General features: G+C 72.9%; 24 protein-coding genes. 8 read left to right on the top strand and 16 right to left on the bottom strand.

Annotated features, from left to right (window positions below; genetic code table 11):
* Positions 1–130: 130 nt before the first annotated feature.
* The 4 genes from ASC58_RS05060 to groES all read right to left on the bottom strand — a co-directional run bounded on the left by ASC58_RS05060 (position 131) and on the right by groES (position 3,715).
* Positions 131–922 (bottom strand): ABC transporter ATP-binding protein, encoded by a 792-nt coding sequence (locus ASC58_RS05060; protein ID WP_235529110.1) that lies wholly within the window; start codon positions 920–922, stop codon positions 131–133.
* Complete coding sequence (locus ASC58_RS05055; protein WP_056916630.1) at positions 919–1,455, bottom strand: PadR family transcriptional regulator; 537 nt, start codon at positions 1,453–1,455, stop codon at positions 919–921. The genes ASC58_RS05060 and ASC58_RS05055 overlap by 4 nt, the downstream gene beginning before the upstream one ends.
* 164 nt (positions 1,456–1,619) lie before the next feature.
* A complete protein-coding gene (gene groL, locus ASC58_RS05050; protein ID WP_056916629.1) occupies positions 1,620–3,239 on the bottom strand; it encodes a chaperonin GroEL in 1,620 nt (539 codons plus the stop codon).
* A 182-nt stretch (positions 3,240–3,421) separates the two neighbouring features.
* Entirely contained in the window at positions 3,422–3,715 is a 294-nt protein-coding gene (gene groES, locus ASC58_RS05045; RefSeq protein ID WP_056916628.1) for a co-chaperone GroES, read from the bottom strand.
* 398 nt (positions 3,716–4,113) lie between these two features.
* Between groES and ASC58_RS05040 the strand changes: the two genes are divergently transcribed.
* The 3 genes from ASC58_RS05040 (at position 4,114) to ASC58_RS21545 (ending at position 7,055) form a co-directional block, all read left to right on the top strand.
* Positions 4,114–4,926, top strand: a complete 813-nt coding sequence (locus ASC58_RS05040; RefSeq protein WP_056918833.1) for a GNAT family N-acetyltransferase — start codon at positions 4,114–4,116, stop codon at positions 4,924–4,926.
* 69 nt (positions 4,927–4,995) lie between these two features.
* Positions 4,996–6,228: a class I SAM-dependent methyltransferase gene (locus tag ASC58_RS05035; protein ID WP_056918832.1), complete on the top strand. Its 1,233-nt coding sequence runs from the start codon at positions 4,996–4,998 to the stop codon at positions 6,226–6,228.
* A gap of 110 nt (positions 6,229–6,338) precedes the next feature.
* Complete coding sequence (locus ASC58_RS21545) at positions 6,339–7,055, top strand: hypothetical protein (RefSeq protein ID WP_056918567.1); 717 nt, start codon at positions 6,339–6,341, stop codon at positions 7,053–7,055.
* 124 nt (positions 7,056–7,179) lie between these two features.
* Here ASC58_RS21545 and ASC58_RS05025 read toward each other — a convergent pair whose 3' ends face one another.
* The 3 genes from ASC58_RS05025 to ASC58_RS05015 are packed head-to-tail and all read right to left on the bottom strand — an operon-like array spanning position 7,180 to position 9,585.
* Positions 7,180–8,001 carry a ribokinase gene (locus tag ASC58_RS05025; RefSeq protein WP_056916626.1) on the bottom strand — a complete coding sequence of 274 codons (822 nt, stop codon included), beginning with the start codon at positions 7,999–8,001 and terminating at the stop codon, positions 7,180–7,182.
* A complete protein-coding gene (locus tag ASC58_RS05020) occupies positions 8,001–8,981 on the bottom strand; it encodes a nucleoside hydrolase (RefSeq protein ID WP_056918566.1) in 981 nt (326 codons plus the stop codon). The genes ASC58_RS05025 and ASC58_RS05020 overlap by 1 nt, the downstream gene beginning before the upstream one ends.
* A gap of 22 nt (positions 8,982–9,003) precedes the next feature.
* On the bottom strand, positions 9,004–9,585 hold the full coding sequence (locus ASC58_RS05015) for a hypothetical protein (RefSeq protein ID WP_056916624.1): 582 nt from the start codon (positions 9,583–9,585) through the stop codon (positions 9,004–9,006).
* 65 nt (positions 9,586–9,650) lie between these two features.
* On the opposite strand from ASC58_RS05015, the gene ASC58_RS05010 reads away from it, so the two are divergent.
* The 3 genes from ASC58_RS05010 to ASC58_RS05000 are packed head-to-tail and all read left to right on the top strand — an operon-like array spanning position 9,651 to position 12,204.
* Positions 9,651–10,517 (top strand): hypothetical protein, encoded by an 867-nt coding sequence (locus tag ASC58_RS05010; protein WP_056918565.1) that lies wholly within the window; start codon positions 9,651–9,653, stop codon positions 10,515–10,517.
* Positions 10,514–10,900: a GntR family transcriptional regulator gene (locus ASC58_RS05005; protein ID WP_056916622.1), complete on the top strand. Its 387-nt coding sequence runs from the start codon at positions 10,514–10,516 to the stop codon at positions 10,898–10,900. The genes ASC58_RS05010 and ASC58_RS05005 overlap by 4 nt, the downstream gene beginning before the upstream one ends.
* Before the next feature lie 41 nt (positions 10,901–10,941).
* Positions 10,942–12,204 carry a glycoside hydrolase family 3 N-terminal domain-containing protein gene (locus ASC58_RS05000; protein ID WP_082552978.1) on the top strand — a complete coding sequence of 421 codons (1,263 nt, stop codon included), beginning with the start codon at positions 10,942–10,944 and terminating at the stop codon, positions 12,202–12,204.
* Between the two features lie 80 nt (positions 12,205–12,284).
* Here the strand turns inward: ASC58_RS05000 and tsaD are convergent, their stop codons facing one another.
* The 6 genes from tsaD to alr are packed head-to-tail and all read right to left on the bottom strand — an operon-like array spanning position 12,285 to position 17,309.
* The gene (gene tsaD, locus ASC58_RS04995) at positions 12,285–13,334 is read right to left on the bottom strand and encodes a tRNA (adenosine(37)-N6)-threonylcarbamoyltransferase complex transferase subunit TsaD (RefSeq protein WP_056916621.1); all 1,050 of its coding nucleotides are present in this window, start codon (positions 13,332–13,334) and stop codon (positions 12,285–12,287) included.
* Complete coding sequence (gene rimI, locus ASC58_RS04990; RefSeq protein ID WP_056916620.1) at positions 13,331–13,780, bottom strand: ribosomal protein S18-alanine N-acetyltransferase; 450 nt, start codon at positions 13,778–13,780, stop codon at positions 13,331–13,333. Before rimI ends, tsaD begins: the two co-directional genes overlap by 4 nt.
* Positions 13,777–14,457: a tRNA (adenosine(37)-N6)-threonylcarbamoyltransferase complex dimerization subunit type 1 TsaB gene (tsaB, locus tag ASC58_RS04985; protein WP_056918564.1), complete on the bottom strand. Its 681-nt coding sequence runs from the start codon at positions 14,455–14,457 to the stop codon at positions 13,777–13,779. The genes rimI and tsaB overlap by 4 nt, the downstream gene beginning before the upstream one ends.
* Positions 14,457–14,963 carry a tRNA (adenosine(37)-N6)-threonylcarbamoyltransferase complex ATPase subunit type 1 TsaE gene (gene tsaE, locus ASC58_RS04980; RefSeq protein WP_056917427.1) on the bottom strand — a complete coding sequence of 169 codons (507 nt, stop codon included), beginning with the start codon at positions 14,961–14,963 and terminating at the stop codon, positions 14,457–14,459. The genes tsaB and tsaE overlap by 1 nt, the downstream gene beginning before the upstream one ends.
* A complete protein-coding gene (locus ASC58_RS04975) occupies positions 14,956–16,128 on the bottom strand; it encodes an alpha/beta fold hydrolase (RefSeq protein WP_056916618.1) in 1,173 nt (390 codons plus the stop codon). The genes tsaE and ASC58_RS04975 overlap by 8 nt, the downstream gene beginning before the upstream one ends.
* Positions 16,125–17,309 (bottom strand): alanine racemase, encoded by a 1,185-nt coding sequence (gene alr / locus ASC58_RS04970; protein WP_056918563.1) that lies wholly within the window; start codon positions 17,307–17,309, stop codon positions 16,125–16,127. Before alr ends, ASC58_RS04975 begins: the two co-directional genes overlap by 4 nt.
* Before the next feature lie 128 nt (positions 17,310–17,437).
* On the opposite strand from alr, the gene ASC58_RS04965 reads away from it, so the two are divergent.
* Positions 17,438–18,670 (top strand): MFS transporter, encoded by a 1,233-nt coding sequence (locus tag ASC58_RS04965; protein WP_056918562.1) that lies wholly within the window; start codon positions 17,438–17,440, stop codon positions 18,668–18,670.
* 59 nt (positions 18,671–18,729) lie between these two features.
* On the opposite strand, the gene ASC58_RS04960 is transcribed toward ASC58_RS04965, so the two are convergent.
* Genes ASC58_RS04960 through glmS form a run of 3 tightly spaced genes read right to left on the bottom strand, consistent with a single transcriptional unit; the run spans position 18,730 to position 22,412 of the window.
* Complete coding sequence (locus ASC58_RS04960; protein WP_056918561.1) at positions 18,730–20,187, bottom strand: bifunctional ADP-dependent NAD(P)H-hydrate dehydratase/NAD(P)H-hydrate epimerase; 1,458 nt, start codon at positions 20,185–20,187, stop codon at positions 18,730–18,732.
* Position 20,188: 1 nt separating this feature from the next.
* A complete protein-coding gene (locus tag ASC58_RS04955; protein WP_056916613.1) occupies positions 20,189–20,539 on the bottom strand; it encodes a holo-ACP synthase in 351 nt (116 codons plus the stop codon).
* Between the two features lie 13 nt (positions 20,540–20,552).
* The gene (glmS, locus tag ASC58_RS04950) at positions 20,553–22,412 is read right to left on the bottom strand and encodes a glutamine--fructose-6-phosphate transaminase (isomerizing) (protein ID WP_056918830.1); all 1,860 of its coding nucleotides are present in this window, start codon (positions 22,410–22,412) and stop codon (positions 20,553–20,555) included.
* A 102-nt stretch (positions 22,413–22,514) separates the two neighbouring features.
* Here glmS and coaA point away from each other — a divergent pair, with 102 nt between their 5' ends.
* Positions 22,515–23,486, top strand: a complete 972-nt coding sequence (coaA, locus tag ASC58_RS04945) for a type I pantothenate kinase (protein WP_056916612.1) — start codon at positions 22,515–22,517, stop codon at positions 23,484–23,486.
* Positions 23,487–23,491: the final 5 nt, after the last annotated feature.

Genomic DNA, 23,491 nt, shown 5'->3' with positions numbered 1-23,491 from the left:
GCCGTGCCCAGCACCGTGAGCCCGATGCGGAGCCAGTCGGTCCTGCCACCAGCGCGAGCCAGGCGCAGCTGGGTCGACGGGACCGCGGAGCGGCTGCTCCTCGCGAGCTCGGGGCCGGTCGCCAGCGCGCTCACCGGCGCAGCTCCAGACGGGTGGCGCCGACGACGTCCAGCGAGGTCCCCGACAGCCGCCCGTCGCGGACCTCGACGTCGCGGTCGCAGTAGGCGGCGATCCGCGCCTCGTGGGTCACCAGCACCACGGTGGTCCCGTGGTCGCGCGCAGCCTCGACGAGGGCGCCCATCACCTGCTCGGCCGCCATGGAGTCCAGCGCCCCGGTGGGTTCGTCGGCGAACAGCACCGCGGGCTCGGTCACCATGGCCCGCGCGACGGCGACGCGCTGCGCCTGGCCGCCCGACATCTGGCCGGGTCGGTGGTCGGCGACGTCTCCCACGCCGAACCGGTGCAGCCAGGTCTGGGCCCGGTCCAGCGCGTCAGCCCGCCGCATGCGCCCGAGCAGCAGCGGGAGGGCGACGTTCTCGACCGCGGGCAGCTCCTCGACGAGCTGGCCGAACTGGAACAGCACGCCGAACTCCTCCCGTCGCAGCCGCGACCGCACCTTCTCGGACTCCGCACTGATGACTCGCTCGCCGAACCGCACGGTCCCCATGTCCGGCTTCAGCACCCCGGCGAGGCACAGGAGCAGCGAGGACTTGCCCGACCCCGACGGGCCGGTCACGGCCAAGACCTCACCTTGCCGGACGTCGAGGTCGACACCTCGCAGGGCCGGCGTGAGGCCGTAGGTCAGCTCGAGCCCCCTCGCCGACAGCACCGTCGTCGGTGGCGCGCAGGTGTGGTCCCCCTCGCCGCCGATCCCCTGCGATACCTCGCGTGCACCGTCCCCGTCCATGGCCCCCTCCGTCATGCCCCCAGCTCCTCTCTCAGCGTGGTGACGCGGCGCAGCGCCGCGTCCATCCACGTCAGGTCCGCATCCAGGTGCGCCAGCGCGTAGTCCGCCGCGAGCACCTCGTGCACCGACGCCCCGGGCGCCGTCTTCGCCGTCGTGAACGCGCGCATCCGCACGAGGTGGGCCGCCCGCTGTGCCCGCAGGAAGGCCTCCGCACCCGCCTCGTCGCCGAGCAGCAGGGCGAGCGTGACCTTCACGGCGAACGGGTTGGTCACGTGCTCGGACGGCTCGTCGGTCGTGGCGAGCCACTGGGCCAGCTCGGCCCGTCCTGCGTCGGTGATCCCGTACGCGGTCCGGTCCGGCCCGTCGACGCGCTGCACCGCCAGGGGCGCGATGAGCCCCCGGCGGTGCAGTCGCTCGAGGGTGGAGTAGACCACCCCGAACGCCAACGGTTTCGCCTGGGGGAACCGTTCGTCATGGTCCCGCTTCAGGTCGTACCCGTGTCGCTGCCCCCTGCTCAGCAGCCCGAGTAGCACGTGTCCCGTCGACATGACGTGGACTATTCACCAGATGAATAGAGAGGGTCAAGCACCCTGGGCTGCGTGTGTGCGCAACGCCCCACCGCATACGGGCACGCGCGAGGGCCCGCCCCCACCGTGGTGGGGACGGGCCCTCGAGAGGTATGGCGCAGGGAGCCCGCGCCGGTCAGCCTCGGTCAGTGACCGTGGCCGTGGCCGTGGCCGCCACCGGCGGGCTCGGACTCCTCTTCCTTCTTCTCCACGACGAGGGTGTCGGTGGTCAGGACCATCGACGCGATCGACGCGGCGTTGCGCAGGGCGGAGCGGGTGACCTTGACCGGGTCGATGACGCCGGCCTTGATCAGGTTGACGTACTCGCCGGTCGCCGCGTTGAGGCCGTTGCCGGGCTCGAGCTCGGCGACCTTGGAGACGGCGACGTAGCCCTCGAGGCCGGCGTTCTCGGCGATCCAGCGCAGCGGCTCGGCCGCGGCCTTCTTGACGATCAGCGAACCGGTCGCCTCGTCGCCCTCGAGACCGAGGTCGTCGATGGCGGAGGAGGCGTGGACGAGGGCGGAGCCGCCACCGGCGACGATGCCCTCCTCGATGGCCGCGCGGGTCGCCGAGATGGCGTCCTCGATGCGGTGCTTCTTCTCCTTGAGCTCCACCTCGGTGTGGGCACCCACCTTGATGACGCAGACGCCACCGGCGAGCTTGGCGAGGCGCTCCTGGAGCTTCTCGCGGTCCCAGTCGGAGTCGGTGCGCTCGATCTCGGCCTTGATCTGGTTGACGCGGCCGTCGACGTCGGACTTGTCGCCGCCGCCGTCGATGATCGTCGTGTTGTCCTTGGTGACGACGACGCGACGGGCCTGGCCCAGCACGTCGAGGTCGGCCTGGTCGAGCTTGAGGCCGACCTCCTCGGAGATCACCTGGCCGCCCGTGAGGACGGCGATGTCCTGCAGCATCGCCTTGCGGCGGTCACCGAAGCCGGGCGCCTTGACCGCGACGACGTTGAACGTGCCACGGATCTTGTTGACCACCAGGGTCGACAGCGCCTCGCCGTCGATGTCCTCGGCGATGATCAGCAGCGGCTTGCCGGACTTGACGACCTTCTCCAGCACCGGGAGCACGTCGGAGATCGCCGAGATCTTGCCCTGGTTGATGAGGATGTAGGCGTCCTCGACCACGGCCTCCATGCGCTCGGCGTCGGAGACGAAGTAGGGCGAGATGTAGCCCTTGTCGAACTGCATGCCCTCGGTGAACTCGAGCTCGGTCGTCGCGGTCGAGGACTCCTCGACCGTGATGACGCCGTCCTTGCCGACCTTGTCGAACGCGTCGGCGATGGTGGAGCCGATGACCTGGTCCTGCGCGGAGAGCGCGGCGACCTGGGCGATCTCCTCCTTGCCCTCGATCTCGCGGGCGGTCTCGAGCAGGCGGGCGGACACGGCCTCGACGGCCTTGTCGATGCCGCGCTTGAGGCCGGACGGGGCGGCGCCGGCGGCGACGTTGCGCAGGCCCTCCTTGACCATGGCCTGGGCGAGCACGGTGGCGGTGGTGGTGCCGTCACCCGCGACGTCGTTCGTCTTGGTGGCGACCTCCTTGGCGAGCTGGGCGCCCAGGTTCTCGTACGGGTCCTCGAGCTCGACCTCACGGGCGATGGTGACACCGTCGTTCGTGATCGTGGGGGCTCCCCACTTCTTGTCGATGACGACGTTGCGACCCTTCGGGCCGAGCGTCACCTTGACTGCGTTCGCGAGCGCGTCGACTCCGCGCTCAAGCGACTTGCGAGCTGAGTCGTTGAACTCAAGCGTCTTGGCCATTGAGTGTCCTTCTGTTCATGGGGATTCAGCGGGGTGCCGGCTGACGGCGCAGCCGGGACCGGCTGGGCTGAACGGGGTGGTGCGGTGCTGGCAGAGAGCTGCCAGCGGGCTGACGAACGACAGCACGCCCCGGGCGGGACCCCAGCGGGGCCCGCCGGGGCGTGCTGTCAGCGGTGCAGGTGTCAGCCGACGATGGCGAGGATGTCGCGCGCGGACAGGATGAGGTACTCCTCGCCGCCGTGCTTGATCTCGGTGCCGCCGTACTTGCTGTAGATGACCCGGTCGCCGACGGTGACGTCGAGCGGGACGCGGTTGCCGTTGTCGTCGATCCGGCCGGGACCGATCGCGAGGACCTCGCCCTCCTGGGGCTTCTCCTTCGCGGTGTCCGGGATGACGAGACCGGACGCAGTGGTCTGCTCGGCCTCGACGGACTTGACGACGATGCGGTCTTCGAGCGGCTTGATGGAAACCGACACGATGGTGACCTCCCCTTCGGGAATGTCGAAAGTGGACAGGGTGGATGGTGCTGGTACTTCAGGTGGTGCCGAGCTGCGGCCGGAGCGGTCGCCGTCGCGGGGATCGACCGACTGGCTGCGTTAGCACTCGACGAACCTGAGTGCCAACGCAAATCTAGGCTCGCGGTTAGCACTCGGTCAACTCGAGTGCCAGACGTTCTCCTCGCGTTCGCCGAGGGCTGACACCGCGGCGGCGCCGCCGGCCGGCCGGACGGCCGGATCGCCCTGGGCAAACCAGTTGCCAGCGAGGGGCCACAGGGGGCAGGTTCGACCCCGTGACCGACCCCCTGACCGACCCCGTGACCGACCCCGCGACCGACCCACCGACCGACCCTGCGACCGATCCCCTGACCCGCCCCGTGAGCGACCCCGCAGCCTTGCTGAGCGCCTACGACCACCAGCTCCGGGACGAGGCCGAGACGCCGTCGGCCGTCGCCGTGGAGCGGCTGGGACCGCTGCGCCTCGCCACCTTCCGGGGCGGCCGCGGCTTCATCACGTACTCCACGTTGGACGAGGACGGCCGCCCGGCGACGCAGGAGTCGGTCCTCGCGCTGGTGGACGGCGCCCTCGCGCACTACACCGCCTCGCCCGACATCCACCGGGTCGAGTGGAAGACCCGCGGCCACGACCACGCGCCGGGCCTGCACGAGGCGCTCGTCGGCCGCGGGTTCGTGCCGGACGAGCCCGAGTCCGTGATGGTCGGGGAGGCCGCCCTGCTCGCCGTGGACGTCGAGCTCCCCGCTGGTGTGGTCGTCCGGCAGGTCACGGACGAGGACGACGTGCGGGCCATGTGCGCGATGCAGGCCGAGGTGTTCGGCGACACCCCCGAGTTCGCCGCCGAGATCCTCCTGCAGGTCCTGCACCGACTCCGCACCCGTGACGACATGGAGATGTGGGTGGCAGAGGCCGACGGCACGATCGTGAGCGCGGGCCGCCTCGAGCCCGTGGCCGGCAGCGAGTTCGCCGGGATCTGGGGTGGCGCCACGCTCCCCGAGTGGAGGGGCAAGGGCATCTACCGCGCCCTGACCGCCGCGCGGGCCCGGTCGGCGCTGCGTCACGGCAAGCGCTACATCAACAGCGACTCGACGGAGTTCTCGCGCCCGATCCTCGAGCGCTCGGGCCTGGTCAAGGTCTCCACGACGACCCCCTACGAGTGGCGCCGCGACACCTGATCCCCCACCGCGGCACAGGCCCGGCCCGACCTCCCACGCGGCCCCGCGGCATACGCCAGAATGCTCGCCATGGACCTCCCCCTGCTCCGCCGGCTCACGACCGGTGAGGGGTGGGGGCTGCTCCAGTCGCTGCCGCCCTACGACGAGTCGACCGCCCTGCCGCTGCAGCAGCGCCTGAGGGACGCGGGGTTCGAGCCCGACCTCGTGGCGGCCGCGCTCAACCAGGCCCGGCTGCGCGAGAAGGCGACCGCGAAGTTCGGGACGTTCGCCCGCGGCATGGTCTTCACCTCCGACGGGCTCGAACAGGCCACCCGGCTCGGGGTCGCGGCCCAGCACGCCCAGCGGTTCCGGGCGGCAGGCATCCACACCGTCCACGACCTCGGCTGCGGCATCGGCGCCGACGCCATGGCGATGGCCGGGCTCGACCTGCGGGTGCGGGCGATCGACGCCGACGAGGTCACGGCCGCCATCGCCGCGGTCAACCTGCGCCACTGGCCGGACTCCGGCGCCGAGGTGGGGCTCGCCGAGGAGTTCACCCCGCCGGCCGGTGAGGGCGCGCGCGGCGTCGGCCTCTGGCTCGACCCCGCCAGGCGCACCCCCGGCGTCGCCGACATCACCGGGCGCACCCGTCGCCTGTTCCGGCTCGAGGAGATCTCCCCCTCCTGGGAGACCGTGCTGGAGCTCGCCAAGGCGCTGCCCGCGACCGGCGCGAAGCTCAGCCCGGGGTTCCCGCACGCCGCCGTGCCCGCCGGGTCCGAGGCGCAGTGGACCTCCGTCGACGGCGAGGTCGTGGAGTGCACCGTCTGGTTCGGTCCGCTGGTCCGCACGGCCGGGCGCACCGCGGCAGTGCTCCGTGAGGGCTCCTCCCCCGTCCTCGTGACGGAGCAGGACGGGGACCCGACCACCCCCTCCCTGGGCAACCTCGCCGAGGTCGGCGCCTGGCTGTACGAACCCGACAAGGCCGTGCTGCGGGCCGGCCTCGTCTCAGCGCTCACCGCGGCGACCGGCGGTGCCGAGCTCGACGCCGGCGTGGGGTACGTCGGCTCCTCCCGATCCGTCGACGTCCCCTTCGCCCGCCGGTATGCCGTGGTGGAGGCCATGCCGTTCAACGTCAAGGCCCTGCGCGGCTGGCTCCGGGACCACGGCATCGACCGCCTGACCATCAAGAAGCGCGGCGTCAGCGTGGACGCCGACCTCCTGCGGCGCCAGCTGAGGCTCCCTGCGAAGGGGCGGACGGAGGCGGTCGTCGTCCTGACCCGGGTGCGCAGCAACCAGGTCGCGCTCATCGTCAAGCCCTCCTGAGCGCCTCGAACGGCCGCAAACCAGCCCGACGACAGGCAAACGACCACCGACGCCACGACGCGCCGACGCGGTTGGCCACCTCCGTGAGGCCTGCCCTAGCCTCGACGGCAATGTCCTCCGAGAAGCACGGCTCCGGCCGCCACCGTGGTGCGGGCCCGAGCCACACGTCCTTGGTGGCCACCCTCTGGCGGCGCCCCGCCCACCGCTCGACCCTCAAGGGTCTCGGCCTGGCCGCCACCGCGATCGGGGTCGCCACCGCCTTCGCGACGCCGCCCTCCACACCGGGCTACCAGCTGACGGCCGAGGAGCGGACCCCCGCCCGCGCCGTCGCCTCGGCGGCCGCCGCGCCCCACTCGGTCGACCAGTTCGGCGTCATCGGGTTCTCGGCTCAGGCCCTGCCGAAGCCCAAGGCGACCGCCGCACCGGACCTGACACCGAGGAAGACGTCCGAGCGCGTGCCCGCGCGGGTGTCGCGCGGTGCGAACTACTCCCGGGCCGGCCTCGGCGCCCACTCCGGGATGTCCGCGAACGCCGTCGCCGTCGTCAACGAGATCCACGCGTCCTTCCCGCAGATCAGCACCATCGGTGGCTACCGGGCGGGCGATCCCGGCGACCACGGCTCCGGCCACGCCGTCGACATCATGTGCAGCACCTCGCAGGGCGACGCGGTCGCCGCTCACCTGCAGGGCATGGCGAGCACCCTGAACATCAAGTACCTGATCTGGAAGCAGCGGATCTGGTACCCCGGCGGGAGCTGGAAGCCGATGGAGGACCGCGGCAGCCCCACCCAGAACCACATGGACCACGTGCACGTCTCGGTCGACTAGACCGTCGTGTGGCCGGCGCTCGGCGCGACGCCGCCACGGTTCGAGGTATTCGACCACCGGGCTCCGGTAGGCGAATACCTCGACCCAGGGGCAGGCGCACCGGGTCGGGTCGAGCCAGGGCTCCTCAGAGGGCAGGGTCGGACTGCGCCCCGGTCCGCCGCACGGCAGCGGCGCCCGCGTCGCTCGCCCGGCTGACCGCCTCGGCGCGGTCCGCACCCTCGGCGAGTGCTGCCGCCAGAGCGCCGCAGAACGCGTCACCGGCACCGGTCGTGTCCACGACGTCGGCACCGGCGACGGGCGTCCCGTCGTGGCGCACCCCGTCCCAGCTCGACCCCTCCCCACCGAACGTCACCAGCAGCGACGTCGGCACGACGTCGGAGTCGGCGAGCTGCATCGCCTCGTGCTCGTTGACCACCAGGGGGTCGGCGAGCTGGGCCACGTCGTGCGGGAGGGCTGCATACGGGGCGGCGTTGATGACCACGCGCGCACCCCGACCGTGCGCGGCCCTCGCTGCCCTGGCCACGACCTGGACCGGCACCTCGAGCTGGGCGAGGAGGACGTCGCCGGGCCCGAGGTCGGGCAGGTCGGCGGTGACGTGCGCGTTGGCACCGGCGATGACGACGATGGAGTTCTCGGCGTCGTCATCCACGACGATCCAGGCCTGCCCGGTGGGGGTGCCCGCGACGACCCGGACCGCGTCCACGTCGATCCCCCTGCCGCGCAGGCGCTCGACGTATGCCGCGCCGGGTTCGTCGTCGCCCACAGCGCCCACGAGCACGACGTCGGCGCCGGCCTCCGCCGCCGCCAGGGCCTGGTTGCCGCCCTTGCCCCCGGCGTAGCGCTCGACCCCACCGTCGGCGAGGACGGTCTCCCCCGGGCGTGGATGCCGCTCGACGTGGGTGACGAGGTCGACGTTGAGCGACCCGAGGACGACGACGCGGCCCATCAGCTGGTCCTTCCGGAGACGGTGTCGAGCCAGAGCCGGGCGTAGCGCTCGGCATCGATCCCGAGGCAGACGTCGATGGTCGAGCGCGCCCGCCCGTGCGGGTCGTGCGAGAGGTCACCGGTCCAGTCGCGCCGGTCGACGATGGTGCGGCCGCGGGACCACGTGCCGGCGAGCTCGACCCGGACCGGCAGCTGCTCTCGCTGCACGCCCTCGGGGGCGAGGACGGCACAGACCGCCCCGGCGTCGCCGATGGTGGCGGTGTCCGCACCGAACCGGTCGCAGGCGAACGTGATGAGCCGGCCGGCGAGCTCGGGCGCGCCGTGACCACCGGACGCGACCAGCTCGGCCGCTCGGGCCCGCGTGACGAGCGGCGCGTAGAAGACGTCGAGGCCGTACATCGTGACGGCGATGCCGAGGTCGGCGCAGGCGTCGAGGACGACCGCGGCCGCCTCGGGGTCGTGGAAGACGTTGAACTCCGCCGAGGCGGTCGCGTTGCCCACGTACGCCGACCCGCCCATGAACACGATCTCGCGCAGTCCGCGGGCGACGTCGGGGTAGGTGCGCAGCAGGAGGGCGATGTTCGTCAGGGGCGCCAGCGGGACGAGGGTGACGAGGTCGTCGCCTCCTCGCGCAGCCGCGTCGAGGAGCACGTCCCGGAGCACCTCGACAGCGTGCCGCGGGTCGGGACGCCGCTGCGAACTCGGCCAGTCGAGGTCGCCCATGCCGTCCTGACCGTGGACGTGGCGCGCGTCGACCGGGTCCTCGAGCAGGGGCCGTTCCGCACCCCTGGCCACGACGACGTCGTCCCGACCGGCGGCGTCGAGGACCGTGAGGGTGTTGGTCACCACCGCGTCGACCGGCGCGTTGCCACCGACGCACGTGACGGCGCGCAGCTCCAGCCCCGGGTGCAGGGCGGCCAGCAGGAGGGCGCAGGCGTCGTCGACACCGGTGTCGACGTCGAGGACCACGGGGACAGCCATGGCGCGATCCTGCCAGAGAGGTCTAGGGCAGGCCCTGCCCGCAGGACGACAGCACCATGTCCTCCATCGACATCACCGGGTAGACCACCGTCTCCATCTGTCCCCACGGGCGGTCCACGACGACCCCCACCCCGCCACCGGTGTTCGGTGACTTCGCCAGGGCCTTGCGCGCCGACGGCACCGCGGCCCGGCAGTCGGTCGCGACGAAGGACAGCCTGACCTTCTGCTGCCCCCTCGGCGAGAGGCGGATGTCCTTCGGGTCCACCTTCTCCACCTGCACACCCTTGACCAGGCTCGTCCAGCGAACGACGTGCACCGGCGTGACGCCGTCGTTGTGCAGCGTGAACTCCATGAACGACCGGCCGTCCGTGTCCGACCCGCCACCGGCGCCGTTCCCGCCCGAGAGGCGGGCCGAGACGAGGCCCGACAGGAGCAGCGCCGTCGTGCCGACGGCCAGGATCGCCACCACGGCTGCTGCCCGCACCAGCGCCGGTCGCTCCCGCACCGAGGCGCGCTCCGCCTCGACCTCGAGGTCCCGCCACACCTCGTCGCTCACGCCGTAGGCCGTCGAGGCCCCCCGGCCACCCCCGTGCTGATCCGTCATGCGCGGCAATGTATCACTGTGTTGCTACATTGACACAAGACCTGAAGGTGCTGCATCGTGGCCGCATGCTCAACCGCTTCGTCTTCATGTTCGCCGGAGCCGTGCTCGGGGCCGTCCTCCTGACCATCGTCGCCTCCGCCACGACCGCTCCGGTGACCCTGGTCCGGACGCGCCGGTTCGCCCGTCGCCAGGAGCTGCTCGTGACGAGCAGCAACGGCCCGCTGGTGGTGCGCGCACTCGCCGTGACGCACCGGTGGCGTGTCCTGGGGCTCACGACCGGTCTCGTGCTGGGGGTCCTCTGGGCGCTGCGCGACGCCCGGCTGACGATCAGCTTCTCCGCGGGCTTCCTCGGGTGGTTCGTCGGCGCGGTCGTCGCCGAGTGGCGCCTCGCCGGCCTGCCCGTCGAGGGCGGCCGCCGCACGGCGTCGCTGACCCGGCGCACGGTCCGGGGCTACCTCCGGATGGACAGCACCGTGTTGCTGGCCCTCGCCTGCCTCGCCCTCGCCGGGCTGGTCGTCGCCGTCGTCGTGCGGTCCCACGGGGACGGCGCTGTCATGGCCCAGGCCGCGGCCTGGCTCCTCGTCGCCGCGCTCGGGCTGGGCGCCCTCTGGGCCACGCTCCTGCGCGTCGTCTCGCGACCCCAGCCCGGGTCCAGCGCAGAGCTCGTCGCGGCCGACGACGCCCTGCGGGCCCGGAGCGCCAACGTCCTCGCCGGCTCGGCCATCGTCGCAGCCGGATACCCCGCGGCGAGCCTGCTGACGCTCATGGCCGACCCTGCGTCGACCGACTCCGTCTCGGCGTGGGGGGCGGCAAGCCTCACCTGCCTGGTCGCCACCGTGGTCGTCGGCTGGTTGGTCGCCGTGCGCCGCAGCCCGGTCCGCACCCGTCCCGCCGCTGACGTCGTCGCGACCTCGCCCGGGGTCGCCCCGTGACCGGTGCCGTCGTCATCGACATCGACACCGAGAGCGCGGTCCCGGCGTTCGAACAGCTGCGCACCCAGCTGGCCGACATGATCCGCTCCGGCGCGCTCGAGACGGGGACCCGCCTCCCGAGCATCCGCCAGCTGGCCTCCGACCTGGGCCTGGCACCGGGCACGGTGGCTCGCGCCTTCCGCGAGCTGGAGTCGGACGCCCTCGTGACCAGCCGTGTGCGCCACGGCACGGTGGTGGCGCCCGCGCGCCATACGGCATCGCAGTCGCGCAGCCAGGTCGAGGAGGCGGCGCGCGGGTTCGCCCTCGCGGCCCGCCGGCTCGGGCTCTCCGACCAGGACGCGCTCGAGGCGGTGCGGGTCCAGCTCGGGCGGATCGCCACCTGAGCGGTTTCGTGGTGGCGAGACCACCGGGATAGGTTCGATCGGTGAGAGCCCGCACCGCCCGTCCCCTGCGCGCCCTCGGCGTCGCCTCGCTCGCGGCCCTCCTCGCGGCCGGCTGCGACACCGCCACCCGCACGTCGTCCGCGCCCACCACGTCCGGCGTGTCCTCGACGAGCACCCCGCCGACCACCTCCCCGACGTCCGCGAGCGCATCGAGCAGCACGTCGACGAGTTCCACCCCGAGCAGCACCACGACGACCCCGGCACCCTCCTGCGGCCAACGCCTCGCCAGCAAGCTCACCCCGGCCCAACGGGCGGGCCAGCTGCTCATGGTCGGCCTGCAGCCCACCGGGAGCTCGAGTCGCCTTGCAGCACAGGTGAAGTCGCAACACCTCGGCGGCGTGATCTACCTCGGGGGCTGGTCCGGCGGCACCGCCTCGATGGCCCGCATCTCGGCCAGGCTGCAGCAGGGCGCAGGAGGGTCGCTGCTCATCGCGGCGGACCAGGAGGGCGGCCAGGTCCAGCAGCTCAAGGGTCCGGGGTTCACCCGCATGCCGTCGGCCCGCACGCAGGGGCAGGGCGGACCCAGGACGGAGGAGGCGAACGTCGCCGCCTGGTCGCGGGAGCTCGCCAAGGCCGGCGTCACCATCAACCTCGCCCCCGTGGCGGACACCGTGCCCACCTCGTTGGGCGCGGCCAACCAGCCGATCGGGCGCTACCGCCGCGACTTCGTGCCCGGTTCCAGCCAGGGCAACGCCACGTATGTCGCGGCCTTCGTCCGCGGCTCCCGGGCCGCCGACGTCATCCCGACCGTCAAGCACTTCCCCGGACTGGGCCGGGTCACCGGCAACACCGACGTCACCACCGCGGGGACCACCGATGCCACGACGGACGCCGGCGACAGCTACCTGGCGCCGTTCACCGCCGGGATCAAGGCGGGGGCACCCGTCGTCATGGTGTCGTCGGCGCGCTACCCCAGGCTCGACCCCGACAACCGGGCGATGTTCTCCCGCGGGGTCATCAGCGGGCTGCTGCGCGGGAAGCTGGGTTTCGACGGGGTCGTCATCACCGACGACGTCGGTGCCGCGAAGGCCGTGGCAGCCGTGCCCGTCGGCGATCGGGCGACGAGGTTCCTCGCCGCTGGTGGTGACATCGTGCTCACGGCGAGGGCCGACCAGGCGGGGACGATGCTCAAGGCGATCGCCCGCAAGCGCGCCGCCAGCCCCGCCTTCGCCACGCAGGTCGACGCCGCGGCGGCCAGGGTGCTGGACCTCAAGGCCGACTCGGGCCTGGTCAGCTGCGACTGACCGTCAGCCTGCGCGTCAGGTTGGACGGTCAAGCCGCGTGGTCAGGCCGCGTGGTCAGGCCGCGCGGTGAGGCCCGACTGTCAGGCCTGGACGAGGGTGACGGGCATCGAGGAGTCGGCGGGCAGGTCCAGCTCGGACGGCGTCCTGCCCTTGAGGACCATCTGCGCGCCGAGGGCTGCGACCATGGCGCCGTTGTCGGTGCACAGCCCCGGGCGCGGCACGCGCAGCGTGATCCCCGCTGCGTCGCAGCGCTCCTGGGCCATGGCGCGCAACCGGGAGTTCGCCGCGACACCGCCGCCGATCTGCAGGTTCTGCACGCCGTGCTCGCGGCAGGCGAGGATCGCCTTGCGGGTGAGCACGTCGGTCACCGCCTCCTGGAACGACGCCGCGACGTCGGCCACGGGCACCGGCTCCCCCGCGGCCTCCTTCGCCTGGACCCAGCGCGACACGGCCGTCTTGAGACCGGAGAAGGAGAAGTCGAACCGGTAGCGCTCCATGTCGCGCCCGGTCGTCAGGCCGCGCGGGAAGTCGATGGCGACCCGGTCGCCCTCCCTGGCGACCCGGTCGATGTGCGGCCCGCCGGGGAACGGCAGGCCCAGGACTCGGGCGACCTTGTCGAACGCCTCTCCGGCCGCGTCGTCGATGGTCGACCCGAGCGACCGGATGTCGTGGGTGACGTCGGGCACGAGCAGCAGCGACGAGTGACCACCGGAGACGAGCATCGCGAGGGTCGGCTCGGGCAGCGGACCGTGCTCGACGATGTCGACGGCGACGTGCGACGCGAGGTGGTTGACGCCGTACAGGGGTTTGCCGAGCGCGACCGCGAGGGACTTGGCGGCGGCGACGCCCACCATGAGCGCGCCGGCGAGCCCGGGACCGGAGGTCACGGCGATGGCGTCGACGTCCTCGAGGCGGATGCCGGCCTCGCGGGTGGCGCGCTCGATCGTCGGCACCATGGCCTCGAGGTGCGCACGGCTGGCGACCTCGGGCACCACCCCGCCGAACCTCGCGTGCTCGTCGACGCTGCTGGCGATCGCGTCGAACAACAGGGTCTCCCCGCGGACGACGCCGACCCCGGTCTCGTCGCAGGACGTCTCGAACCCGAGGACGAGCGGCTGGTCGGCGCTCATGCCGTCGCTCCGGCCAGGGTGAGGCGCATGACGTGGGCATCCACGTCGCCGGGCTGGTAGTAGCGTCGTCGAACGGTCAACAGCTCGAATCCCCTTGTGTCGTAGAGCCTTCGGGCAGCAGCGTTGTCCTCGCGGACCTCGAGCATGAGGTGGGTCGCGTCGTCGGCGGCGGCCCGTGCGACGAGCTCGTCGAGCAGGCGACGTCCCAGGCCGTGGCCCTGCGCGGACGGCGCAACCGCCATCGTCATCACGTCGGCCACCTCGCCGGCGAGGTCGAGGCCGGCGTAGCCGACCAGGGCCCCGTCGAGCTCCTCGACGACGTACGAGCGACGCGGCCGGGCGGCGAGCTCGGCCCACCAGGTCTCCTGCGACCACGCGTCGTCGGGGAACAGCTCGGCCTCGAGGGCGACGAGCTGCGGCAGGTCGGTCCAGCGCAGGTCCCTCACCTCGCACCCCGCTCGGCCGTGGTGAGGGCGTCCGGGCGACGCAGGTAGAGGGGTTCGACCGGCATGTCCTCCCCACCATCGAGGCGCTCCTCCGCGAGAGCCGCCAGCGTGGCGGCCTGCACGTCGAGGACCCCGATCGCGTGCGGGAACAGGTCCGGGAACAGCACCGGCCCACGGCCGGCGGTCGGCAGGGCCCGCACGTCGTCGGGGAGGTCGGCGGGACGGTCCACGGCGGGCTCGGTCAGCCGTCGCGTGACGAGGCGTTCCGGCGTCGAGGCGTCCACCGTCTCGACGGCGTACCGGGCCCAGTAGACCTCCTTGCGCCGCGCGTCGGTGGCGACGAGCAGCTCACGACGACCCACGAGGGGCGCGGCGTCCGCGGCCAGCGCATCCAGGCTGCAGACACCGTGGACGGGCACCCCGCGCGCGTGCCCGAAGACCAGTCCGGTGACGATGCCGACCCTCAGCCCCGTGAAGGGTCCGGGTCCGTTGCCGACGACGACTCCGGTGACCTCGGCCGGGGTCCGCCCGGCCGACGCGAGGCAGCGCTCGATGAGGGGTGCGACGTGCTCGGAGTGGCCGCGGGCGTCGAGGACCGTGGCGCTCGCGGCGACCCCCTCTCCCCGCAGGGCGACGGTGATCGCCGACGTGGACGTGTCGATGGCGAGGAGCAGCATCAGCGGTCCTCCTCCCGTTCGTGGGCGGACTCGAGGACGGGGCGCCCGAGGACCTCGAGGTCCACACCCTCCCAGCGGCGCCCGTGCGGGGTGACGACGGCCGAGCGCACGTCCTCACCGTCGAGGACGACCTCGAGGCGGTCGTCCGACAGGTCCTCCGCGAGGCCGTGGCCCCACTCGACGATGGTCACCGACTCCTCCAGGGAGGCGTCGAGGTCGAGGTCGTCGAGCTCGGCGAACCCGCCGAGTCGGTACGCGTCGACGTGGACCAGCCGGGGCCCGTCGACGAGCGACGGGTGGACCCGGGCGATGACGAAGGTCGGGGAGGTGACCGGACCGCGCACGCCGAGTCCCTCACCGATGCCCTGGGTGAGGGTGGTCTTCCCCGCCCCGAGTCCGCCCGTGAGGACGACGAGGTCACCGGCGCGCAGGAGGCGTGCCAGCCGCGCACCCCAGGCCCGCGTGTCCTCTGCGGTCGGCAGCGACGGGCTCGACACCTCAGGCACGCCGACCCCCGCGCCGAGCCTTCGCGACCCGGCGTCGCTTCGACAGGTCGGTGACGGTGCGGCGGACCCGCGGCTTGCGCCCGACGTCGACGTTCTCGGCTGAGGCACGCATCCCGCGCTCCACGAGCTCGAGGAGCTGCTCGTTCAGCACCTCCGGGTGCTCGAGCATGATGATGTGGCCGGCGTCCTCGACGACGACGTGCTCGGCCCCGGGGACCAGCCGCACGATGGCCTCCGAGTGGTCTGGTGGCGTGAGCAGGTCCTGCATCCCGTTGACCACCAACGTCTCGATGCCGTGGAAGTGCGACAGCGCGGCCTGCTTGTCGTGCACGTTGATCGTGGGCAGGAAGTCGGCCATGACCGACAGCGGCGTACCCATGATCATGTCGCCGGTGTAGCGGATCGTGTGCTGGGCCACCGGCGACGCGAAGCTGTAGTGGTCGACGATGAGGTCCTCGACGTCCCTGCCGACCCGACGGGCGGTGTTGACCAGCTTCTGCTGGGTGCCGACCCTGGCGAGGAACCGCGGCCCCAGTCGCCCGAGCAGCCGCCCCACGAACTGGCCGAACCCCAGCGTCACCATGTTCTGGCCGCCGGCACTCGTCGCGACGAACGCCGCGGCGATGACGCGCTGCCGCACCGTCTCGGGGAACTGGTCGGCCATCGACATCACCGTCATGCCACCCATGGAGTGGCCCACGAGGACGAGCGGCCCCTCGGGGGCTGCCTCCTCGATGACCCGGTGCAGGTCGCGGCCGAGCTGCTCGATCGTGCACGAGTCACCCTCGGCGACCTCGGACCGGCCGTGGCTGCGCTGGTCCCACAGCACGACGCGGTACCCGGCTCGCTGCAAGGCCTTTCGCTGCAGCACCCAGCTCCGCAGGCTCAGGGTGTAGCCGTGGCTCAGGACGACGGTGGGGTGCTTGGGGTCGGCCGCGTCGGCGGCCGGCTCGTCGACCTCCACGTGGAGGGGCACCCCGTCGTCGGCGACGACCGCGAGCTCGTGGTCGGGCATGTGGGCGTAGACGCCGTCGGGCGCGAGAACCGACAGCCGGGCCGTGCGCTCACGGTTGACCCGGCCTGCAGCGACTCCGGCAGCCGTGGCCACACCGGCAGCGGCGAGCCCGACCCCGAGGCCGATGAGTCCGCGGTTGGGGGGCGTCACGCCTCCACCTCTCCCAGGTGGACCCGTGGCACGCGGGCGCCGACCCGGGTCACGATCTCGTAGTTGATGGTGTCGACCGCGACCGCCCAGTCCTGGGCGGTCGGCTCGCCCGCCTCGCCCACACCGAACAGCACCACCTCGTCACCGGCGACGGCGTGGCTGTCGGGACCCAGGTCGAGGACGAACTGGTCCATGCAGACCCGCCCCGCCACGGCATACCGGCGTCCACCGACCTGCACCGGTCCCACGCTGGAGGCGTGCCGCGGCACCCCGTCGGAGTAGCCCATCGGGACCAGGCCGAGCCTGGTCCGCTCCGTCGTGGTGTAGACGTGGCCGTACGAGACGCCCTGTCCTGCAGGCGATTCCTTGACGCTCGACAGGTGTGACAGCAACCTCATGGCCTCACGCAGACCGAAGTCCCGGGGCGAACCGAGGTCGGGGACGGGCGACAGTCCGTACACCGCGACCCCCGGGCGGACGAGGTCGTAGTGCGCGGACGGGTTCGTGAGCGTCGCCGCCGAGTTGGCGAGGTGGCGCACCGAGGGTCGTATGCCGCTGCGAGCCGCCTGCTCGACGATGCCCTCGAACCGCTCCTGCTGGGCGCGCACGGTCGGGTGCTGCGGCGCGTCGGCATAGGCGAAGTGGGAGAAGATCCCCACCACGTCGAGCACGCCCTCGGACCCGAGGGCGGCGGTGCGCTCGAGGATGGCCGCGAGATCGGCGTCCCAGGCGCCGTTGCGGCCCAACCCGGTGTCGACCTTGAGGTGGATGCGTGCGGTCGTACCGGTGGCTCGGGCAGCCTCGACGGCCTGGTCGAGCGCCCACGTGGTGGAGATGCCGAGCTGGACGTCCTGCTCGAGGGCGGGCACGAAGTCCTGCCCCGGAACGTGCAGCCACGACAGCAGCGGGGCAGTCACGCCGGCCCGGCGCAGCTCGAGGGCCTCCGGGAGCTGGGCCACCCCGAGCCACGTGGCGCCACCGCGCAGGGCCGCCCGGGCGCTGGGGACCAGGCCGTGGCCGTAGGCGTCGGCCTTGACCACGGCCATGAGCTCGGCGGTCGGGGCGTGCCCGCGCAGGGCCGCGACGTTGGCGCTGATGGCGCCGAGGTCGACCTGCGCGCACGCGGGAAACCCCGGCGGGGCCGGGGCAGGAGGGGTGCTGGACGCCGTGTCGGTGGTCATCGCGCACCAGTCTTTCACGGCCTTCCTCGACCTTCTCGTCCGACGCGGCACCCTCGACCGAACGACCCAGGGCGACCGCCAGTCGGGCACCCCGGCGACCGGGGTCCCGCGTCCGTGATGCTGGTGTGATGAGCAGCCGGTCCGTGCCGTCGGGCTCCCCCGACCGGGAGGCCCGCCGGGCCCGCTGGGCCACGGCGGCGATGTTCGCGACGAACGGTGCCGTCTTCGCCAACGTCGTCCCCCGCTACCCCGACATCGTCGCCCGCCTCCACCTCGACGAGGCCGCCTTCGGCACCGCGGTGGCGGGGTACGGCCTCGGGGCCGTCCTCGCGGGCCTGGTGGCCGCGGCCCTGGTGAACCGGTTCGGGTCCGCGCGGGTCGCGGTCGGGGGCACCCTGGCCGTCGCCGCCAACCTCGTGCTCGTCGGCGCCGCCCCGTCCTGGCTCCTCCTGGCCCTCGCGCTGGCGCTGGCCGGGGCCCTGGACTCGGTCACCGACATCGCCGAGAACGCCCAGGGCCTGCGGGTCGAGCGCCACTACGGACGCTCGATCCTCAACTCGATGCACGCCACGTGGAGCATCGGCGCCGTGGTGGGTGGGGTCATGGGCAGCGCCGCCGCAGGGTTGGGGGTGCCGCTCGTGCCGCACCTCGCCGTGGCCGCCGGGACCGCCATCGCGCTGGCCCTGCTCGTCCGCACCCGGCTGCTGCCCGGGCCCGACCCCGACCCCTCCCCGACGGCCGCTGCCGTGGCCCACGACGAGGCCGCGCCGAGCCGCCGTCGCCGCCGCTGGGGACTGCTGGGCAGGCTGCTCGCGCTCGCCGTCGTGGGCTCGATGGCCCAGGGCATCGAGGACCTCACCTCGACGTGGAGCGCGCTCTACCTGCGCGAGGACCTCGGCGCTGCGGCCGTGGTCGGCGGCCTGGGGTTCGTGGCCCTCCAGGGACTGCAGACCGTCGGCCGGCTGGTCGGCGACCGTGCGGTCACCGCCTGGGGCGACCGCTCGGTGGCCCGGGGCGGAGCAGCGCTCGCGGCTGCGGCGATGGGGCTGGCGCTGGTCGTGGGGTCCCCACTGCTGACCATCGCCGCCTTCGGCGTGGTCGGCCTGGGGATCGGCACCCTCATCCCGGCCTCCCTGCGCGCGGCCGACGACATCCCCGGCCTCCCGCGCGGGCTCGGCCTGTCGATCATCGGGATGGGCTTCCGGATCACCCTGCTCGCCTCACCGCTGGCGATGGGGGTCCTGGCGCAGTGGCAGGGGCTCGGCGCCGTCATCACCGTGGTGCCGCTCGCCGCCGTCGTCGTGCTCCTGCTGGCGGGCGCGCTACCCGGTCGAGTGCGATCCGGGCGAGCCGGCCCCTGAGGCCCACCCCACCCTCGACGAGGTCCGGGACCCGGCCCACGGGGGCGTCGAACGTCCCCTCAGCGGGTGAGCAGGTGCGCCACGGTCCCGGGTATGGCGTGCGCCACGGCCAGCGCGCGCACCGGACCGCCCGGGTTGGCCCGGTCGGCGGCGACACCGTGGACCAGCGCCCCGAGCGATCCGGCGTCCACCGGAGAGAGCCCGGCGGCCAGCAGTGCTCCGCACACCCCCGCGAGGACGTCACCTGCTCCGGCCGTCGCCAGCCAGGGCGGCGCGTCGTCCTGCGAACGGACGGGGCCCTCCGGCGGGACGACGAGGGTGGTGGCGCCCTTGAGCAGCACCGTGGCACCGGTCAGCCGAGCAGCCCGACGGGCGTGCGCGAGGGGTGCTGCCTGCACCTGCTCACGGGTCACCTCGGCGGCGTCGGCACCCTCGAGCCGACTCAGGAGCCGGGCCAGCTCACCGGCATGGGGCGTCAGCAGGGTGGGGGCGTCGCGGCGGTCGTGGACGAGGTCGAGGCCGCCCGCGTCGACGAGGACGGGGAGGTCGGACGCGAGCGCCGCCCGCGCGACGTCGAGCTGGGCCTTGCTCCCGGCAGCCCGTGAGGCCGTGTCGAGGCCGGGGCCGACCACCCAGGCCTGGACCCGGCCGTCACCGATGACCGCCTCGGGCACCGCCGCCCGCACCAGCGCGGTCGGTGCTGCGGTGCCGACGTAGCGGAGCATGCCCAGGCCCGCGCCGACGGCCGCGGTGCAGCACAGCACGGGTGCCCCGGTGTAGTCCTCACCACCGGCCACCACCCCGAGGACACCACGGGAGTACTTGTCGTCGCTGGCGTGCGGCACGGGCCAGAACCTGGCCACGTCGGCGAAGTCGAGTCGCTCGACCTCGGGGGCGCCGTCGAGCTCGATCCCGATGTCGACGATGGTGAGGCGTCCGACGGAGGCCTGGGTGGCCGGGAGCACGTGCACGGGCTTGGCCACCCCGAAGGTCACCGTCTCGTCGGCGAAGACCCCTCCGTCCGCGACGGCCTCCCCGGCGGGGTCCTGGCCCGAGGGCAGGTCGACGGCGACGACATAGGCGTCGGGCGGCAGCGCATCGACCCAGGCGACTGCCTCGTCGGGCAGGCCGGGGCGACCACCGATGCCGAGGATCCCGTCGACGACGAGGTCGGCCCCGGCCAGGGCGGAGGACCAGTCCTCGTCGGGACCCAGGACGCGCACTCCCGCCGCCGCCCAGGAGGCGGTGTCACCGATCGCCAGGGGCCACGAACCCTGCAGCGCAACGCAGTCCGCACCGTCGTCAGCGAGGTGGGACGCGGCATACAGGGCGTCGGCGCCGTTGTTGCCCGGGCCGGCGAGGACGACGACCCGGTTGCCCCCACCGTCCCGGAGGCGGGCCCGGCAGACTTCGGCCAGCCCCCACGCGGCCCGAGCCATGAGCTCGCCGTCGTCGAGCGTGGCCATCAGGGCGGCCTCGGCCGAGCGGACCGCCTCGGCGGAGTACGCGCGGAGCACCTCAGCCCTCCGCGATGACGACGGCGGACGCGATGCCGGCGTCGTGCGAGAGGGAGACGTGCCAGGCGTGCACGCCGAGCGCCTCCGCCCGCGCCTCCACGGTGCCGGTGATCTGCAGGTGCGGACGACCGTCCTCACCCCGGCGGACGGTGGCGTCCTGCCAGTTCAGGCCGACGGGGGCGCCCAGCGCCTTGGCCAGCGCCTCCTTGGCCGCGAACCGCGCCGCCAGGGAGTTGAGCGGCAGGGACCGCTCCTCGTCGGTGAACAGCCGGTCGAGCAGGCCGGGGGTGCGCTCCAGGGTCTGCCCGAAGCGCTCGACGTCCACGACGTCGATCCCGACCCCGACGATCATCGGCTGTGCGCGATCACTCGACCGTGACGCTCTTCGCGAGGTTGCGCGGCTGGTCGACGTCGAGGCCCTTGGCCGTGGACAGGTGCAGCGCGAAGACCTGCAGCGGGACGACGGTCAGCAGCGGCGCGAGCAGCGGCGACGTGGCGGGCACGCGGATCACCTCGTCGGCGAACGGCAGCACGTCCTCGTCGCCGTCCTCGGCGACGACGATCGTGCGGGCGCCCCGGGCCCGGATCTCCTGGATGTTGGAGACGACCTTCTTGTGCAGCTCGTGCGGCGTGCCGGGACCGGGCACCACGATGAACACCGGCTGGCCGGCGTCGATGAGGGCGATCGGTCCGTGCTTGAGCTCGCCGGCGGCGAAGCCCTCGGCGTGGATGTACGCGAGCTCCTTGAGCTTGAGCGCACCCTCCATGGCGACGGGGTAGCCGACATTGCGGCCGAGGAACAGCACCGAGCGCGTGTCGGCCATGAACCGGGCGATCTCCTTGACGCGGTCCATCCGGCCGAGCAGCTCCTCGAGCTTGGCCGGGATCTCGTGCAGCTCCTTCATCACCGACTGGGCGTCGTCGGCGAACGTGCCGCCGCGCAGCTGGGCGAGGTAGAGGCCGAGCACGTAGCAGGCGGTGATCTGCGCGAGGAAGGCCTTGGTCGAGGCGACCGCGATCTCGGGACCGGCGTGCGTGTAGAGGATCGCGTCGGACTCGCGCGGGATGGTCGACCCATGGGTGTTGCAGATGCTCAGGGTCATGGCGCCCAGCTCGCGGGCGTGCTTCACGGCCATGAGGGTGTCCATCGTCTCGCCGGACTGGCTGATCGAGACGACGAGCGTCCGCTCGCTGGCGATCGGGTCGCTGTAGCGGAACTCGTGGGCCAGCGACACCTCGACGGGGATGCGGGTCCAGTGCTCGATGGCGTACTTGGCGACCATGCCGGCGTAGGCGGCGGTGCCGCAGGCGACGATGATGATGCGGTCGACGTCCTTGAGCTGGTCCTCGGTGGTCGACATGTCGTCGAGCACGAGCCGGCCGTCGGAGTCGGTGCGGCCCAGGAGCGTGTCGCCCACGGCGTGGGGCTGCTCGTGGATCTCCTTCTCCATGAACGTCGCGTAGCCGCCCTTCTCGGCGGCGGCCGCGTCCCAGGTCACCTCGTAGGGCTTGCCCTCGGCGGGCGTGCCGTCGAAGTTGATGACCTCGTAGGCGTCGGGGGTGATCGTGACGATCTGGTCCTGGCCGAGCTCGAGCGCGTGGCGGGTGTGGCCGATGAACGCGGCGACGTCGGAGCCGAGGAAGTTCTCGCCCTCGCCGAGGCCGACGACCAGCGGGCTGTTGCGGCGCGCGCCGACGACGACGCCGGGGCTGTCGGCGTGGACCGCGAGCAGGGTGAAGGCGCCCTCGAGGGTGTTGACGACTGCCTTCATCGCCTCGGTGAGGTCACCGGTCTCGGCATACGCCCGGGCGACGAGGTGCGCGGCGACCTCGGTGTCGGTCTCGCTCTCGAAGATCACGCCCTCGGCGAGCAGGCCCTTCTTGAGGGAGTGGAAGTTCTCGATGATGCCGTTGTGGATGAGGGCGAGCTTGCCGTCGTCGCCACCGCGGTGCGGGTGGGCGTTCTGGTCGGTCGGGCCGCCGTGGGTCGCCCAGCGGGTGTGGCCGATGCCGGTCGTCGACCCGGGCAGGTCGTCGGCCGCGAGGGCGTCCTTGAGGTTGACGAGCTTGCCGGCCCGCTTCTCGCTCGACACCCCGTCGCTCGTGACCAGCGCCACGCCCGCGGAGTCGTACCCGCGGTACTCGAGGCGGGCCAGGCCCTCCATGACGACGTCCAGGGCCTTGCCGTCGGCGTTCGGACCGACGTATCCCACGATTCCACACATGCGGTGCAGCCTAACGGCCCGACCGCCGACCGACGGCATCAGCGGGGCACCACCGCGCCGGTGACCCCGGCTGCGCACGGGCGGCGTGGTCGGTGGGCGACAATGGCGCCCGTGACGCATCCCGCCACGGGCCAGGCCGCCCTCCCGTCGCCCTACGTCGAGCTCGACCGAGCCGCGTGGGCGAGGCTCCGCGAGAACCATCCCCTCAACCTCGACGCCGGCGACGTCGCGCGGCTGCAGGGTCTCGGCGAGCGGATCGACCTCGCGGAGGTCGAGGACGTCTACCTGCCGCTCTCGCGGCTGCTCAACTTCTACGTCGGCGCCACCGCGGGACTGCACCGGATCACCAGCGACTTCCTGGGCGAGCGCCCCGCGAAGGCCCCGTTCGTCATCGGGGTGGCCGGGTCGGTCGCCGTCGGCAAGTCCACGACGGCCCGCCTGCTGAAGGAGCTGCTGTCCCGCTGGCCGGGCACCCCCCGGGTCGAGCTGATCACGACGGACGGCTTCCTCTTCCCCAACGCCGAGCTCGAACGTCGCAACCTGTTGCAGCGCAAGGGCTTTCCCGAGTCCTACGACCGACGGGCGCTGCTGAGGTTCGTGGCCGAGGTCAAGGCGGGCAAGGCCGAGGTGGTGGCCCCCGTGTACTCGCACCTGACCTACGACATCGTCCCGGGCGAGCAGGTGGTCGTGCACCAGCCCGACGTCCTCATCGTCGAGGGGCTCAACGTCCTCCAGGCGCCGCGCCTGCAGGCGGACGGCCGCACGGGGATGGCGGTCAGCGACTTCTTCGACTTCTCCGTCTACGTGGATGCCCACCTCGAGGACATCCGGCACTGGTACGTCGAGCGCTTCCTGCGCCTGCGCGAGACCGCCTTCGCCGACCCCGACTCCTACTTCCACCGGTATGCCGCGCTCACCGACGAGCAGGCCCGCGAGCGCGCCGCGCAGATCTGGGCCGACATCAACGAGGTCAACCTGCGCGAGAACGTCCTGCCCACCCGCAGCCGAGCGACCCTGGTCCTCTCCAAGGGCAAGGACCACAGCGTCCGCCGGATCCGCCTCCGCAAGCTCTGACGCGC

Origin of the sequence: Phycicoccus sp. Root101 (assembly GCF_001426245.1) — a bacterium.
In the GTDB taxonomy this organism is placed as follows: Bacteria; Actinomycetota; Actinomycetes; order Actinomycetales; family Dermatophilaceae; genus Pedococcus.
Note: the sequence above shows the minus strand (reverse complement) of the source record. Positions and strands in the feature narration are given on the sequence as shown.

Bases quoted from the DNA above. Each gene is read 5' to 3' on its own strand.
- ASC58_RS05060 (WP_235529110.1), bottom strand. From the start codon at position 922: ATGACGGAGGGGGCCATGGACGGGGACGGTGCACGCGAGGTATCGCAG.
- ASC58_RS05055 (WP_056916630.1), bottom strand. From the start codon at position 1,455: ATGTCGACGGGACACGTGCTACTCGGGCTGCTGAGCAGGGGGCAGCGA.
- groL (WP_056916629.1), bottom strand. From the start codon at position 3,239: ATGGCCAAGACGCTTGAGTTCAACGACTCAGCTCGCAAGTCGCTTGAG.
- ASC58_RS05035 (WP_056918832.1), top strand. From the start codon at position 4,996: ATGGACCTCCCCCTGCTCCGCCGGCTCACGACCGGTGAGGGGTGGGGG.
- ASC58_RS21545 (WP_056918567.1), top strand. From the start codon at position 6,339: ATGTCCTCCGAGAAGCACGGCTCCGGCCGCCACCGTGGTGCGGGCCCG.
- ASC58_RS05025 (WP_056916626.1), bottom strand. From the start codon at position 8,001: ATGGGCCGCGTCGTCGTCCTCGGGTCGCTCAACGTCGACCTCGTCACC.
- ASC58_RS05020 (WP_056918566.1), bottom strand. From the start codon at position 8,981: ATGGCTGTCCCCGTGGTCCTCGACGTCGACACCGGTGTCGACGACGCC.
- ASC58_RS05015 (WP_056916624.1), bottom strand. From the start codon at position 9,585: ATGACGGATCAGCACGGGGGTGGCCGGGGGGCCTCGACGGCCTACGGC.
- ASC58_RS05010 (WP_056918565.1), top strand. From the start codon at position 9,651: ATGCTCAACCGCTTCGTCTTCATGTTCGCCGGAGCCGTGCTCGGGGCC.
- tsaD (WP_056916621.1), bottom strand. From the start codon at position 13,334: ATGAGCGCCGACCAGCCGCTCGTCCTCGGGTTCGAGACGTCCTGCGAC.
- tsaB (WP_056918564.1), bottom strand. From the start codon at position 14,457: ATGCTGCTCCTCGCCATCGACACGTCCACGTCGGCGATCACCGTCGCC.
- alr (WP_056918563.1), bottom strand. From the start codon at position 17,309: ATGACCACCGACACGGCGTCCAGCACCCCTCCTGCCCCGGCCCCGCCG.
- ASC58_RS04965 (WP_056918562.1), top strand. From the start codon at position 17,438: ATGAGCAGCCGGTCCGTGCCGTCGGGCTCCCCCGACCGGGAGGCCCGC.
- ASC58_RS04955 (WP_056916613.1), bottom strand. From the start codon at position 20,539: ATGATCGTCGGGGTCGGGATCGACGTCGTGGACGTCGAGCGCTTCGGG.
- glmS (WP_056918830.1), bottom strand. From the start codon at position 22,412: ATGTGTGGAATCGTGGGATACGTCGGTCCGAACGCCGACGGCAAGGCC.
- coaA (WP_056916612.1), top strand. From the start codon at position 22,515: ATGGCGCCCGTGACGCATCCCGCCACGGGCCAGGCCGCCCTCCCGTCG.